The sequence below is a fragment of the Buchnera aphidicola (Tuberolachnus salignus) genome, from assembly GCF_900016785.1.
In the GTDB taxonomy this organism is placed as follows: Bacteria; Pseudomonadota; Gammaproteobacteria; order Enterobacterales; family Enterobacteriaceae; genus Buchnera_F; species Buchnera_F aphidicola_M.
This window is the reverse complement of sequence record NZ_LN890285.1, coordinates 317,988-334,014: the sequence shown is the minus strand read 5'-3', so window position 1 is coordinate 334,014 and position 16,027 is coordinate 317,988. Positions and strand designations below refer to the sequence as shown.

General features: G+C 17.9%; 10 protein-coding genes. 1 reads left to right on the top strand and 9 read right to left on the bottom strand.

The features are described 5' to 3' along the window. The 6 genes from recB to BTSPAZIEG_RS01500 form a co-directional block, all read right to left on the bottom strand. Nucleotides 1–3,438 (bottom strand): exodeoxyribonuclease V subunit beta, encoded by a 3,438-nt coding sequence (recB, locus tag BTSPAZIEG_RS01525; RefSeq protein WP_075472783.1) that lies wholly within the window; start codon nt 3,436–3,438, stop codon nt 1–3. Next, nucleotides 3,431–6,592, bottom strand: a complete 3,162-nt coding sequence (locus tag BTSPAZIEG_RS01520; RefSeq protein WP_075472781.1) for an exodeoxyribonuclease V subunit gamma — start codon at nt 6,590–6,592, stop codon at nt 3,431–3,433. Before BTSPAZIEG_RS01520 ends, recB begins: the two co-directional genes overlap by 8 nt. A 47-nt stretch (nt 6,593–6,639) precedes the next feature. Beyond that, nucleotides 6,640–7,527 carry a small-conductance mechanosensitive channel MscS gene (gene mscS / locus BTSPAZIEG_RS01515; RefSeq protein ID WP_075472779.1) on the bottom strand — a complete coding sequence of 296 codons (888 nt, stop codon included), beginning with the start codon at nt 7,525–7,527 and terminating at the stop codon, nt 6,640–6,642. A gap of 217 nt (nt 7,528–7,744) precedes the next feature. Further along, a complete protein-coding gene (fbaA, locus tag BTSPAZIEG_RS01510) occupies nt 7,745–8,824 on the bottom strand; it encodes a class II fructose-bisphosphate aldolase (RefSeq protein ID WP_075472777.1) in 1,080 nt (359 codons plus the stop codon). A 23-nt stretch (nt 8,825–8,847) separates the two neighbouring features. Further along, on the bottom strand, nt 8,848–10,002 hold the full coding sequence (locus tag BTSPAZIEG_RS01505) for a phosphoglycerate kinase (RefSeq protein WP_075472775.1): 1,155 nt from the start codon (nt 10,000–10,002) through the stop codon (nt 8,848–8,850). A 98-nt stretch (nt 10,003–10,100) separates the two neighbouring features. Beyond that, entirely contained in the window at nt 10,101–10,694 is a 594-nt protein-coding gene (locus tag BTSPAZIEG_RS01500) for a YhgN family NAAT transporter (protein ID WP_075472772.1), read from the bottom strand. A 195-nt stretch (nt 10,695–10,889) separates the two neighbouring features. On the opposite strand from BTSPAZIEG_RS01500, the gene asd reads away from it, so the two are divergent. Further along, on the top strand, nt 10,890–11,996 hold the full coding sequence (gene asd / locus BTSPAZIEG_RS01495) for an aspartate-semialdehyde dehydrogenase (protein WP_075472770.1): 1,107 nt from the start codon (nt 10,890–10,892) through the stop codon (nt 11,994–11,996). Nucleotides 11,997–12,001: 5 nt separating this feature from the next. Here the strand turns inward: asd and BTSPAZIEG_RS01490 are convergent, their stop codons facing one another. The 3 genes from BTSPAZIEG_RS01490 to leuS form a co-directional block, all read right to left on the bottom strand. After that, nucleotides 12,002–12,232, bottom strand: coding sequence for a sulfurtransferase TusA family protein (locus BTSPAZIEG_RS01490; RefSeq protein WP_075472768.1), 231 nt, complete (start codon nt 12,230–12,232; stop codon nt 12,002–12,004). 103 nt (nt 12,233–12,335) lie between these two features. Beyond that, nucleotides 12,336–13,127 (bottom strand): hypothetical protein, encoded by a 792-nt coding sequence (locus BTSPAZIEG_RS01485; protein ID WP_075472766.1) that lies wholly within the window; start codon nt 13,125–13,127, stop codon nt 12,336–12,338. A 228-nt stretch (nt 13,128–13,355) separates the two neighbouring features. Next, nucleotides 13,356–15,866 carry a leucine--tRNA ligase gene (gene leuS / locus BTSPAZIEG_RS01480; RefSeq protein ID WP_075472764.1) on the bottom strand — a complete coding sequence of 837 codons (2,511 nt, stop codon included), beginning with the start codon at nt 15,864–15,866 and terminating at the stop codon, nt 13,356–13,358. Nucleotides 15,867–16,027 lie beyond the last annotated feature (161 nt).

Genomic DNA, 16,027 nt, shown 5'->3' with positions numbered 1-16,027 from the left:
TTATTTTCCGGAAAAAAGTAAATCTAATTTTTCAATTAAGATTTTTTTGGGTTGATGAAAAAAAATACCATTTTTATTTTTGATGTTGTCAAATGCTCTTAAAAAGAGATATATAATTCCACCGAAATGAATAGTAAACTGATAATTTTGTAAATTATTTTTTAAATATCGATGTAACGCTAAACTATAAATTTGATATTGAATATCGTAACGATGTTTCATAATTTCTATTTTGATATTTTTTTTATTATAATCTTTATTTTTAGGTCCTAATAAATTAGTTTTATAATCGATGATAAAATATTGATTATTCCAAAAACATATTAAATCAATAAATCCAGTTAACATACCTGTGATACAAGAATATTCTATTTCAGGTAAAATTTGAGAGTTGAAATCAAAATTTTTAATAATTTTATTAAATTTTATGACATCAAATTGTTTTTCAATTGGGATATAAAACTGCATTTCTTGAATATATTGATTTTTTTTTAATTGATTTAAAGAAAATGAATGAGATAATATTGGGCAATGAATAATATTATAAATCCATTTGGATAAAAAATTTTGTTTTTTTTTTGATATTAAGTCTGAATATTTTTTTAAATTAATTTGAAAATTTTTTGAAATTTTAAAAAAATTAATATTTTTTAATATTTTATGTAATAATTTTCCATATTCTTTTCCAGAAGGAAAATTATATGAAGTATAAACATTAATTTTTTTTTTAGTATTAAATTTTTGATTATTTTTAGAAAAAAAATGTATATTTTGTATGTTTTTTTTTTGTTTTTTTAGAATTTTAGAATAACTTAAAATTTCCCAAGGTAATAAAATTTTTATAAAATTTTTTTGTATATTTTTTTTTTTGTAAAATGAGGTTATATTTTTAAATTTTAATATTGTTTTAGTATCATAAATTTGAATAATATTTTTAGACGTATTTTGTAAATAATTTTTAAAAAATAATTTTTTTTTATTAATTCTATTTTTCAACAAAAAGTTTAATGAATTATTATTTTTTTTTTTTTTATGTAATATAAAAGCGAGACTAATACAACAATGTATCTGGCAACGAGTTAATGCAACATATAAAAGCCTTAGTTCTTCTGAAAAATTTTTTTTTTCTAAATTTTTACAATTTTTATGGATATTTTGAATTATTATGTTTTTTTTTTGAATTTTAATGTTAGTTTTAAAAAATAAATTAATTTTTTGATCATAAAAATTCAAAAAAGGTATCCAAACAATTGGATATTCTAATCCTTTAGATTTAAAAATAGTTATAATTTGCACATAATTTTTTGAAAAATTACTAATTTCTTGATCATCAATAGAATATTCAGAATTTTTTTGAATTTTAGACTTTAACCATTGAACAAAAAAAATTTTATTTTTGATGGTTTGATCTTTTTTTTCTAAAATAGTAATAATTTTTATAAATTCTTTATAATTAATTTTAAAAATATTTTTTGAATTTTGATAGATATTATAAAACATTTCAAAAATACCATTTTTTTTCCAAATTTTAGAATATTTTTTTATTTTTTTTTGTATTTTTATTTTTTTTTTAATTTTTAAATTTATTTGATGTATTTCATAAATATTTTCGTAAAAAAATTTAGTTAATAATATTTTTTGAAATTTATTTTCATTTTCTATATCAAGAATATATTCTAAAATCCATAATATTTCTAATGTAATTTTTTTTAAAAAAAAATTTTTTTTTTCAGAAGTATAAAAAGATTTAATATTAATTTTAGATAGTTCTTTTTTAATTATCTTTGCTTCATTTTTGTTTTTTACTAAAACTGCAATATCTTTAGGTAAAAGATTTATATGTTTATTTTTTTGAAAAGTAATAGTAGTTTTTTTTTGAGATTTTAATAAAATCCAATTTGCAATACTATATGCGCATTCTTTAGCAGAAATTTTAAAGTATTCTTTTTTTGTAATTTGTTTTTGAGAACATAAAAAAAATTTTAGAGATTTTTGTTTAACGTTTTTTACAAAAAAACTAAAATGTTTATTTTTCATATTAATTTTAGAATTTTGATATAATAATTTTTTTAAAATAAAAGGAAAATTTTTATATCCAAATAATTCATTAATAGCATGTACAATATTAGGAGACGATCTATAATTTGTATTTAAAAAATATTTTTTTTTTGCTATTTTTTGAAAAAAAAAATAATATTTTAAATCCGCATTACGAAAACTATAAATTGATTGTTTTGGATCTCCAACTAAAATTAAAGAATTTATTTTAGATTTCTGATATAAAAAAAGAAAAATTTTATTTTGTATCATATCTATATCTTGACATTCATCAACAAAAATAATAGGATATTTTTTTTGAATATTTTTTTTTAATAATGATTTTTTTTTTTTGATATTTTTTAAAATTAATTTATTAATATCATCAAAATCTATATAGTTTTTTTTAATTTTTATTTTTTGAAAAATAAAAAATATTTCTATTGTAGATAATTTTAAAAAAATTTCATTTAATGAAAAATTAGTTTGCAACAGATTTTCTATATTTTGAAAAATTAATAAATTTTTTAAATTTTTATTTTTTTTTTTAAATTTTAATTTTTGATTAGAAAAATATTTTAATATTTTTGGTAAAAAATAATCTTTTGTTTTTTCAAAAGCCCATTTTGTAATTTGATTTATCCAATTAATAGTATTTTTCAATGTATAAATTCTTTTATTTAGTTTAAAATTTTTTAAAAAAGGTAAAATTTTTTTTTTTTCTTTAATCCATAAAATTTTAGTGTTTTTTATAATCTTTAAGAAATGATTATGTTGTTTTGTTAAAATTTCTCGAGTAGGATAAATTTTATAGATATTTTTTTGAAATTTTGTGAAAGAAATAATAGTTTTATATAATATTATCGGTGTTTTCCATTTTTTTAATAAAATATAAAGAACATTTTTTTCTAAAGTATAAAAAATTTTTCTCCAAAAATATTTAGTTGATTTTAATAATAATTTATGAATATTTTTTAAAATTTTTTTTGGAATTTCATTAGAACAAATGAATTGATTTTCAATTAAAATTTTCCAAAAAAAACTATGAATTGTATATATTTCTAAATCACAGATATTTTTTTCAATTTTTTCAAAAAAATTAAAAGTGTCTTCAATGGTTTTATTTTTTAAAATTTTTTTTTTTTGAATATATTTTTTTTTTATTTTTTTAAAATAATTAAAAATACGACTTTTTAATTCTAATTGAGAATTTTTAGTAAATGTTAGTAATAATAAATTTTTAATAGAATAATTATATTTTTTTTTTTTTAAAAATGTATTAAATAATAATGTAAAATATAATTTAATAATTGTAAATGTTTTACCAGTTCCTGCTGAAGCCTCGATTAAAGTAATTCCTTTTTTAGGAAATTCAGTAAATAAAGAATTAATTTTATTCATATAATTTTTTTTTTATAAACTGTGTATATTTTAAAATAGGTGACCACCAATATATGCTGGTTTTTTTAATTTTTTTAAAAATATTTGATGTTAAATGGGGAATTATTTTTTCAATATATAAATCTTTTTTTTCTCCTGGGAATATAATGTTATTATTCCATATAGAAAAAAAATTTTTTTCTGCTTGTATATAAATTTTTTTTTTATTATATTTTTTTTTTTTAAAATGAGAATATAAAAATTCTAACCAAAAAATTCCAGATTTTAATAATAATATAGGTTTTTTTATTCCAGTATAATATCCTTGAATATATTGATTTAAATATTTTTTAGCTTTTTCGGAATTTAAAATTTTAAATTCTAATATTTCTGATTTTAAACTATATAATAAACTATTTTTTCGATATCCCATCGTACAATATATTAAATGTTCTAACCATACAGAAATAATATGTTTTGGTTGTAATATCGTATGAGTCCAACGAATTATTTGTGTATTATAAATATTTTTTAATGTTCCTTGCAGATAAGTTTTATTATATAAATATTTTATTTTAATTTTTTTTTCTTTTTTTATTTTTTTTTTTATTTTTTGAAATAATTTATTAATTTTTTTTTGTTCTAATTTCCAATAAATTTTTCCTATTTCAGAATTTGGTAAAACGCTTTTTTTTTGATAATTTTCGAATTGAGGAATTTTTTTTTTATTAATTAATGCATTTAATGTTTTTTCATTAATAAAAAATTTTTGTAATGAATTTAATAAAAAAGGTTCTTCTAAGTGAGAATCATTTTTTTGATGAATATTAAAATTAAGTTTTAAACTATTTTTAAAAAAATATTTAATTGGATTTTTCCAGAATTGAATAAAATCTTTTATGTATAAAATATTTGTATAATATTTTTTAACACATATGCTTTTTTTTAAACAATTAAAATTTAAATTTTTATCTTTTTTCTTTTTAAAAAAAATATTTTTTTTAAATTGTAAATATGAAGTGTTTTTTTCTGAGAAAAATATTTTTTTTAAAATAGAAGTTTTTTTTTCTTTTTTTAAAATATAAAAATTATTTTTAATTATTTTTCTCAGTTCTTCTATAAAAATAGGTTTTTTTTTAAGTTTTTTTTTTATATTATAACTTAAATATAAAATATTTTTGGCAGACATAACGGAATTAAAAAAAAAATTTCTATGTTTTAAATTTTTATAAATATCATATTTTATATTTTTATTATATTGAAATAATGTTAAAAAATTTTTTTTATTTAAGTTATTTTCTATTAATTTTTGACAACCTAAAATACAAATAATTTTAAACGGTAACATATGTGAAGTACATAAATCACCAAAATTAATTGTTCCTGTAAAAAAATTTTGATAATTTTTTATTGTAGACAAATTAAGAAATTTTTCTTTTAACAAAAAATTTATTGAAATTTTTTTTTTATAATTTAAAAAAATTCCCATTTTAATATTTTTAAAAAAATTTTGACATATTAAATAAAAAAATTTTTTCCATTTAAAAGTAATATTAAATATTTCATTAACAAATTTTTTTAATATTTTAATCCAATTTTTTAACATATATTTTTTTGATAAAATTTTTCTCCAATTATTCAAAATATATAGAAAATTTATAAATTTACCTAATAATTCTCGACCTTGAATGGTTGAAACATCATATGGTAAAATTTTAGACCAAATTCCATATTCTGTGTTTAAAAAAAGTCCTACTACTATTCTTTTAATAAAATATTCCCATGAATGAAACGGTAAATTAGGTAAGGACATTTTTTTAAAATGTTCATTATCAAATCCCCAATATTTTCCAATATTTTCAAATAAAGCGTATAATTTCGAGATTTCATTATTTTTAATAAAAAATTTTTTTCTAATTAAAGAAAGATCTAATAAATTTAAAACCCAATGATATTTAAATTCTTGTAAAGGTAATTTTAATAAATTTTTTAATGTAAATAAAATGTTTTCTTGAGTTTTAAATTTTTTATTTTTTTTATATATTAAAAAAGAATTTTTTATTAAATTAGAAGAAAAAATTGTATTTATATAAAAAAAATATTTTTTTATATGTAAAGATGTAATTAAAATATCTGAAGGATTTAAAAATGGATTTTTTTTAAATTGATCTAATAAATATTTAAAAACATTTTCAACTTCAGTTCTTTTTGTACAAGAATGAAAAAAATATATTGAATTATCTATTTTATTAATTATTTTTTTTTGTTTGGGGATAATAGTATTTTTATAATATAAAATTTTTTTTTGAATAGTTTTTAATATAGTTTTGTTCGTAATATCAAATATTTTTTTTCGTGGTTTTTTAAAAAATTTTTTTTGAATTTTCCAAAAAAAAAATAAAAAATTTTTTGAATATTTTGAAGATAATATATCGATTTTTTTTTGAAAATTTTTATTATACCAAATAAATTTTTTGAATATTGAAACATATTCAAATAAATAAATAAATATATTTTTTTGTAATATCATTAAAATAAAAATATTTAATGGTTTATAAATATTGTTCGAAAAAATAAATATTCTTTTAGAACTTTTTTTTTTTAAAGAATTGTTTTTTATAAAAAATTGTAACATTTGAGAAAATGAAAATTTTTTATGTTTTTTTGTAATAAAGTTTATTAAAATATTCCAAATTTTTTTTTGTAAATTTTTTTTTGAGTTTTTTTTATTAAAATAATCTTTGTTTTCAAAAAGAAAAATATATGTAGGATCTTCAAAAATATATTGAGAAAATGTTTTTGCTAATAATGTACAAAATTGTATTTTTTTTTCATAAGTGATATTTTGTAAAAAATTTATTTGAATTTTTTTTTTTTCTATTAATATTATTAATATCCAAATTAAATCTTTTTGATTAAAAATAGAAAAATTTTTTTTTAATATACAATTGTTTTTTTCTTCTAAAATATTAAGTAAATATTTTTGACAAGAAAAAAATTGTATATTAGCACTAATTTTATTCTTTTTTGCAATATAAATTTGGATCCATTTTTTTAAAATTTTATCATCAATTAAAAAAATTTCTTTTTTAAAAATATTTTTTTTTTTTTTTAGAATATTGCAAATAATTTTAAAAAGTTTTTTAATATCATTAGATTGGTAAATATCTAACATTTCTTACCTTAAAATTTTTTAAATAGTTATATGGCGTAGATATTTTTTTAACTACGCCATAAATTTTTTTTATGAAATATTTTTTTATTCTTATTTTTTTGATATAAATATACATCCATTTGAGGATTAGGTATAGAAATATGATTTTTATCTAAAGTTTTTTTAAATTTTAACATTAAATCCCAATAAACTGCATTTAAATCTTTTGTATCGCTCCAACATCTTACTTTAAAATTTAAAGAAAATGGAGCAAATTCTTTTAAGCCAACTAAAATACCTTTTTCTTGTATAACTCTTTTTTCATTTTTTAATACTTTTTTTAAAATTTTTATTACTAAATCAACATCAGAATCATATGAAACATTAATTGAAAATTCGTTTCTACGAATAGGTTCTCGAGAATAATTAACAATGTTTCCAGATATAATTTTCCCATTTGGAACTACAATTCTCTTACCATCTAAAGATCTTAAAGTAGTATAGAAAATATGTACATAAATCACTGTACCAGAAATAGATCCTAAATTAACATATTCTCCAGTTTTTAAAGGTCGAAAAATAATTAATAAAACTCCAGCAGCAAAATTAGCAAGTGAACCTTGGAGTGCTAATCCAACCGCCATTCCGGCTGTTCCTAAAATTGTAATTACGGAAGTTGTTTGTACACCTATTCTACCCAAAATTATAATGAATGCTATCGAAATAATTATATAATTTATTAAAGTAGAAACAAATCCCGAAATTGTAATATCAACATTTTTAAATAGTAAAATTTTATAAAGACTATTGGAAACAAAACGGCCTAAAAAAATTCCAACTAATAAAATTATAATCACAGTTGAAAAATTAAAAAGATATGCGAATAATAATGTATGATATTTGATTATCCAACTTCCAAAATAATTTATGTCGCTAATTACGTGTAATTCTTCGATAATGGTGCCTATTTTGTTAAAATATTTATAAAAACTTAAAAAATAATAAAATATTAAATATTAAATAATTTTATTAAAATGAATATATTTTTTAATTTATATAATTAAAAAATTTTTATATATTATAAAAATATGATTTTATATAATTATAATTATAGTTTTTTTTTTTCTGAATTACAAATATTACTATAAAAATAGAGAATATATTTGAAAAATTTTATAAAACATTTATAGAATTTAATTTTTTGAATAAATTTTCTAATTTTTTTATGACATATTTTTGAGAAAAACGAATCCATATTCTTGGATCATAATATTTTTTGTTTGGTTGATTTGGTCCTTGAGGATTTCCTAATTGTTTTTGTAAATAATTTTTATTATTTTTATAATAATTTAAAATTCCGTTCCATGTAGCCCATTGTATATCGGTATCAATATTAAATTTTATTACTCCATAATTAATTGCTTCTTGGATTTCTGAATCTTGCGTTCCTGAACCTCCATGAAAAACAAAATTAATAGGGTTATTATATATAGTATTTTGTGAATTTAAAATTTTTTGAGATTCTTTTAAAATTGTAGGTTTTAAAGCAACTTTACCTGGTTGATATACACCATGTATATTTCCAAAAGAAGCAGCAATCATAAAATTTTTACTAATTTTTTTTAATTTTTTATAAAAATAAATAATAGAAGTAGGATCAGTATATAATAAATCTTTTTTAAGATTTGTATTATCAATTCCATCTTCTTCTCCTCCTGTACATCCTAATTCAAATTCTAAAAACATATTTATTTTTTTTAATTTTTTTAAATATTTTTTTGAAAATTTTAAATTTGTAGATAAAGTTTCTATAGATAAATCTATCATATGGGAAGAAAAAAGTGGTCGTTTATATTTTAAAAAATGTTTTTTTCCTTGTTTTAACAAAGCATTTATCCATGGTAAAATTTTTTTATGACAATGATCAGTATGTAAAATAACTGGAATTTTATATTTCTTAGCCATTAAATGAACATGTTTTGCACCAGAAATAGCACCTAAAATTGCTGGAATATGTTTTTCTTGTGATTTTAAACCCAATCCACTCATAAAAGAAGCTCCACCATAAGAAAATTGAATAATTACTGGTGATTGCATCCGAAAAGCAGTTTCTAATGTACTATTAATGGAATTCATATCAATACAGTTTACAGCAGGTAAAGCAAATTTCTTTTTTTTCGCTAATGAAAAAATAATATTCATTTCTTCTGCAGTTACTACGCCAGGATTAACTAATTCTAAAATTTTACACATATTTTTTCTCTTTTAAAAAATGTTTATGATTTTTTTTTATTTAATAAAGAAAGTACTGGCAAAGTTCCTTTTTCAATAAATTCCAAAAATGAGCCTCCTCCAGTTGAAATATAAGAAATCTTTTTTTTTAAATTAAATAATTTGATAACTGATAAAGTATCTCCACCACCTGCTACTGAAAAAGCTTTGCTTTGCACAATAGATTCAGCAATTTTTTGTGTTCCTAAACTAAAATTAGAAAATTCAAATACTCCGACAGGTCCATTCCAAAGAATAGTACGTGCTTTTGAAATAATTTTTTGATAATATTTAATAGTTTGGTCTCCAATGTCCATAATTTCTTCATGATTTTGTATTTCATTTAATTTTCTAACATAAGATTGGGTATTATTCGAAAAAGACGTTCCGACACGTGAATCTAAAGGCATAATAATTTTTTGTGTTGCAAGTAATTTTTTAGCTTCTTGAACAAAATTAGGTTCATATAAAGATTTTCCTACGTTATTATTAATTGCTATAAAAGTATTAGCTATACCTCCTCCTACGATTAAAAAATCAGTAATTTTAATTAATGATTTTAAAAGTTTAAATTTTGTAGAGACTTTAGAACCTCCAATAATAGTAATTAATGGTTTTTTGGGTTTTAATAAAATAATATTTAAATTTTTTATTTCAGAAATTAATAAAGGACCTGCGCATATTTTGGAAGCAAATTGACAAATTCCAAAGGTTGACGATTCTTTTCGATGAGCAGTTGCAAAAGCATCCATAACAAAAATATCACATAAATTTGCATATTTTTTTGATAGTTCGATGTTATTTTGTTTTTCTCCAATATTAAACCGAACATTTTCTAAAAAAATAATAGAATAATTATTTTTTTTAATACCATTTAAATAATTTTTTATAAAACACATAGATACATTTTTTAATTTTTTTTCTAAATATTTAAATACAGGAAATAAAGAAAACTTTTTTTCATATTTTCCTTCTTGAGGGCGCCCTAAATGAGAAGCAATAATTATTTGAGCATTTTTTGATAATGCAAATAAAATAGTAGGGATAGATTTATTAATACGAGTATGTGAAGTGATAATTCCATTATGTATTGGTACGTTTAAATCCATTCGTATTAAGATTTTTTTTTGATTTAAATTAAAATCTTTCATTTGGTTCATATAAAGAATATCCTGAATAGTTATTTATTATATTTTATATTATATAATACATAAAAAAATCTTTAAAATCTTAAAAAATATATTTTTTTTAAAAAAAATTATTTTATCCAAATTTTTAAACCATCTAAAAACATTTGAGTAGATAACATAATTAAAATTAATCCCATAATTTTTTCTATAGCTTTTAATCCTTTTTCACCTAAAAATTTTGAAAAAAAATCTGAAGATAATAAAATTATTGAAGTTATACACCAAGAAATAATTACAGCACTAAAAATATACCAAATTTTAGAAGTATATTGTTTAGATAATAAGATTAAAGTAGCTAATAAAGAAGGACCAGATATTAAAGGAATTGCAAGAGGTACTAAAAAAGGTTCTTCTAGCATAATATTATTTTTTTGAGGAAGAGTATATTCTGGAAAAATCATTTTAATAGAAATTAAAAATAATATTAAACCTCCAGCAATAGAAATTGAATAAATTTTTAAATGCAAAATTTTTAGAATATTTTCACCAGTAAAAAGGAAAAAACACATAATGATTAATGCTAATAATAATTCTCTACAAATTATCATTCTTTTTTTTTGAACAGAAAAATTTTTTAAAATCGAAATAAAAATAGGTAAATTTCCTAAAGGATCCATAATAATAAAAAATAAAATTGTGAAAGAAAGAATGGTATTGAACATGATATACTAACTCCTATAAAAAAAATTTAATATATTTTTATTATAAAATTTAATTTTATCTTTTTTTTTAAAAAAAAAGTATATTTTTTATAAAAATTTTATAAATAATATAATATAATAATATATTTTTAATATGAAAAATTATAATTAAAAAATTTAAAAATTTTTTAATTTTTTTGAGAGATTTTAAAAATTATGAAATATAAGGTAGGTTTTATAGGTTGGAGAGGAATGGTAGGTTCTGTGTTATTAAATCGTATGAAAGAAGAAAATGATTTTGAAAAAATTGATCCTTTTTTTTTTACAACATCTCAAATAGGAAAAAAAGGTCCTTATTTAAAAAATGGTAAAATTTCTATTTTATATGATGCATATGATATAGATTTTTTAAAAGAACTCCATATTATTATAACATGTCAAGGAGCAGAATATACAAAATGTGTTTATAAAAAATTAAAAAAAATTAATTGGCAAGGATTTTGGATAGATTCCTCTTCTCTTTTACGAACAGATTCTAATTCAATAATTATTTTAGATCCGATTAATTATGATAGTATTGTAAAAGGATTAAATCAAGGTATAAAAACTTTTGTTGGAGGAAATTGTACTGTTAGTTTAATGTTATTAGCATTAGGAGGATTATTTCAACATAATTTAATAGAATGGATTTCTGTTTCTACTTATCAAGCAATTTCTGGAGCAGGTTCACAACAATTAAAAGAATTATTATTGCAAATGGAATATTTTGTAAATATTTTTCAAAAACAAAAAAATAAATCTATATTAGAATTAGAATCTTTAATATCTAAAGCTTGTAATAATAAAAATTTTCCGAAAAATTTTTTAAAATTTCCTTTAGTAAATAATTTGTTACCATGGATTGATAGCATACAAAAAAACGGACAAAGTAAAGAAGAATGGAAAGGTATGTTTGAAACTAACAAAATTTTAAATTCTGTTCAAAATATTCCAATAGATGGAACTTGTGTTCGAATTTCTTCTTTACGTTGTCATAGTCAATCTTTTACAATTAAATTAAAAAAAGATATTTCTATTAATAATATAAAACTTTTAATTAAACATAATAATCCATGGGTACGTATTATTTCTAATACTCCACAAGAAACTATGAACTTTTTAAATCCTATTTCAGTGTCAGGTACTTTGAATATTCCAATAGGACGAATTAGAAAATTAAATTTTGGATCATTGTATTGTTCTGCATTTACAGTTGGTGATCAATTATTATGGGGTGCTTCTGAACCATTAAGACGTATGTTAAACATTTTAATTTCTTTATAATTTTTTTATTTTTTTTTAAGAATATATTGAAACGATAATTTTATAATTTTATAAGATAACAATGTATAATTCATAAAATGACAAAAAGTAATGATATCTCTTTGATTAGAGATATCATTAGTTAAAATAATAATTTTTTGACCTGATGATACGAATCGAGTTTTTTTTCTTAATGTAAGAAGAAAATTTGGGCAACGATAGCCTTTTAAATTTAATTGATATTTTTTTTTTAACATTTTAAGATACTTAATATATAGAAAAAAATATAATATTTTTTATATAATCTTTATTTTTTAATAAAAAAAATATATTTTTTAAATAATTTTTTTTAAAAAAAAATTAATATAATGTTATCGATAATATTTGCAAATATATCCAAATATTAGAAATTTTATTAATTGTAATATAGTAATCAATTATTTTTAATAACTTTATTGAAGAATAAATTTTTTGAATATTATTTTTTATAGAAAAATCATATATTTTTTTAAAATTGATATGTGTATTAAAAATAAAAAATTGGGAATAATTTAATAATGTAATTTCTTTATTTTTAATTTTTAATATTGTTATAATAAAATTTTTAAAACATTGTATGATATTTTTTAAAGGAATGTTATATTTTTTTAAATTTTTTAAAATAAATATAGAATGTTGTTTTTTCCCTAAAATAATTGAATAAATCCAATGATATAATTCAAATTTATTATTTTTTTTTTGATATTTTTTAAATTTTTCAAATGTAATTTTTTTTTTTGGATATATTATAAACAAATTGTTTAAAGTAATAAAAATTTCTAAAATGTTTAATGTATTTTGTGTTAATAAAAAATTTGAGAGTTTTGTATCTATAAATTGTGAAATTTTTTTTATTTTAATATTAATCCAATTTTCTTGATTTCTTAAATTTTCTTTTTTATCGTAAATAATTAAAAAATTATTTAAAAAATATTTTTTAAAAATGTTTTTATAATTTTTAGAATATTTTAATTGTGAAAATTTAAAAATAATTTTAATATTCTTTGTCAAAATTTGAAATAATTTTTTAAAATATTTTTTCAATTGTATAGTAATTTTTTTTTCCAAAATAGTAATAATTAAAATTATTTTTTTAAAAAAAAAATTTTTCATACTACATTCTTGGAATATAATTGACCAATCAGAAATTTTATTAATTGAAACATATATATAATAAAAAAAATTATTGTTTTTTTCAATTTTTAAAATATTTTTTATATTTTCTTGTAAAAATATATCGTTGTTATTAATTAAAATGTAAATAAAAATTTTTTTTTCCTATAATAAAGATGAATATTTTATTTTTTTTTTGAAATTAAATATATTATATATAAAATTTGTTTATTTTATAACAAAATTTATAATTTTTAAAGGAACATAAATAATTTTTATTATATCATGATTTTTAAAATATTTTTTAATGTTTTCTTTTTTAATGATTTTTAAAATTATTTCATATTTTTTTTTATGTGTGTTAACGTTAAAAATATGCCTTTTTTTTCCATTAATTTGAATTATTATATTTGTAGTTTTAGGGAGTAAATATTTTAAATTAGGAACTGGCCACTTTTCTTGATCAATATTTTGAGTAATTTTTTGATTAATTTCTTTCCATAAGACAAAACATATATGTGGAGTAAAAGGATATAATAAAAGTAAGATAATTTGAATAGTTTTTTTAATAAATTTTTTTTTAATATTATATTTTTGTATTTTTTTTTTAAAATAATTAAAAAATTTTATAATATGTGAAATCGCTGTATTAAAAGAATATTTTTTTTTTAAATCTTGTGTTACTTGAAAGATAGTGTTATTTAATTTAAAATGAATATTTTCTAATTTTATTAATGGAATTATATTTTTTTTTTGTATTATTATATTTTTCTTAAAAATATAAACAAGATTCCAGATTTTTTTTAAAAATCTGTGCATTCCAATTAATCCATTTTCTTGCCATTCTAATGATGATTCTATAGGTGCAGCAAACATTAAAAATAAACGTAATGTATCGGAACCGTATTTTTTTAATATTTTTTTTGGATTAATTCCATTTTTTTTTGATTTAGACATTTTAATTTTTCCAGCATAATGAACATTTGTACCATCTTTTAACATAGCTGAAATAATTTTTTTTCTTGAATTAAATAATATTTTTATTTTTTTTTTTTGAATCCAAATTTTTTCTTTTTTTGGAGAAAAATAATAAAAAGCATCTTCTAAAACCATACCTTGACATAGTAATTTTTTTGCAGGTTCATCAGTTTTAAGAAGTCCAAAATCTCTTAACAATTTATGAAAAAATCTAAAATACATTAAATGTAAGATAGCATGTTCAATACCTCCAATATAAACATCAATTGGTAACCAATATTTTGCTTTTTGAAAATCTATCATACCATTAAAAAAATGTGGATTTGTATATCTAATATAATACCAAGAAGATTCAAAAAAAGTATCTAACGTATCGGTTTCACGTTGTACAATTTTGTTTTTTATTTTTACATTTTTCCATTTTTTATAATTTTTTAATACATTTTTATTTTTGTTAATTGTTAAATTTTTAGGTAATAATACTGGTAATTGATTTTCTGGAATCATTATAATTTTTCCAGTTTTTTCATATGCAGCAGGTATAGGGGCACCCCAATATCGTTGACGAGAAATACTCCAATCTTTTAATTTATAATATTTTACTTTGTATGCAATTTTTTTATTAATTAATTTTTTTATAACATCATCATTTTTTTTCGTAAAAAAATTTTTTTTTGTGATATTTTTTTTTTTAATTTTAATATTGTTAAAAATAGAAAAATTTAAATCTATTTGATTAAATAAAGGAACTGCCATAATAGCTCCAGTTGCGTAATCAGATTTTACATAATATCCACTCCATATAGGAATTTTTTTTTTTGTAATAGGATGTATAACATAATGTTGAGTATTAATTCCGTATAATTGTTGTTGAAGAAATTTTTCTTTATTTAAATAATTTTTTTTGTAATTTTTTATAAATTTTTTTATATATTCATTTTTTTTTTTTAAAATTTTTAAAAAAGAATGGTCAGGAGAAAGAACTAAAAATTCAACATCTAAGATCGTATTTGGTTTTGTAGTATAAATTAGGATTTTTTTTTTATATTGTATGATTTGAAATTCGATGTTTAAACCTATTGATTTTCCAATCCATTTTTTTTGCATATTAATAACATCAACAGGCCATTGAGGTAACATTTTTAAATTGTTTAGTAATTCTTCAGCATATGTAGTAATTTTTAAAAACCATTGTGATTTTTTTTTGAAAATTATAGGAGTTTGACATCTCCAACAAGAATTTTGTATTACTTGTTCATTTGCTAAAACAGTTTTATCTTGAGGACACCAATTTACTTGAGTATTTTTTTTATAAATTAATTTTTTTTTGTATAATTGAATAAAAAACCATTGTTCCCAACGATAATATTTAGACGAACAAGTCATAATTTCTCGATTCCAATCATAACTGAATCCTAAATTTTTTAATTGTATTCGCATATTTTGAATATTATTTAAAGTCCATTTCTTGGGATTTATATTTTTTGTTAAAGCTGCTTGTTCAGCTGGTAACCCGAAAGCATCCCAACCTATAGGTTGTAATACATTTTTTCCTAATAATCTTTGAAATCGTGATATTATATCACTAATTGTGTAATTACGAATATGCCCCATATGTAAATTTCCTGAAGGATAAGGCATCATAGGTAAACAATAAAATTTTTTTTTTTTAGATTTTTCAGATACTTGAAATGTTTTTTTTATTTCCCAATATTTTTGTACAACATGTTCAATTTCACGTGGGTTATATTCCTGATCCATAAGATACCTTTAAAATAAAAAATATTATATAAAAAAATTTTTTATTATAAATATTATAATAAAAAATTCAATAGTAAAAAAATTTTTGATTTATGTACAATACTGGATATATTTAAAACATAATAAAATTTTTAAAATATTATTTTTTAAAAAAAATTTTA

Coding starts and splice junctions, on each gene's coding strand:
- BTSPAZIEG_RS01500 (WP_075472772.1), bottom strand. CDS start 10,694: ATGTTCAATACCATTCTTTCTTTCACAATTTTATTTTTTATTATTATG.
- leuS (WP_075472764.1), bottom strand. CDS start 15,866: ATGGATCAGGAATATAACCCACGTGAAATTGAACATGTTGTACAAAAA.
- BTSPAZIEG_RS01490 (WP_075472768.1), bottom strand. CDS start 12,232: ATGTTAAAAAAAAAATATCAATTAAATTTAAAAGGCTATCGTTGCCCA.
- asd (WP_075472770.1), top strand. CDS start 10,890: ATGAAATATAAGGTAGGTTTTATAGGTTGGAGAGGAATGGTAGGTTCT.
- fbaA (WP_075472777.1), bottom strand. CDS start 8,824: ATGTGTAAAATTTTAGAATTAGTTAATCCTGGCGTAGTAACTGCAGAA.
- recB (WP_075472783.1), bottom strand. CDS start 3,438: ATGAATAAAATTAATTCTTTATTTACTGAATTTCCTAAAAAAGGAATT.
- BTSPAZIEG_RS01505 (WP_075472775.1), bottom strand. CDS start 10,002: ATGAACCAAATGAAAGATTTTAATTTAAATCAAAAAAAAATCTTAATA.
- BTSPAZIEG_RS01485 (WP_075472766.1), bottom strand. CDS start 13,127: ATGAAAAATTTTTTTTTTAAAAAAATAATTTTAATTATTACTATTTTG.
- BTSPAZIEG_RS01520 (WP_075472781.1), bottom strand. CDS start 6,592: ATGTTAGATATTTACCAATCTAATGATATTAAAAAACTTTTTAAAATT.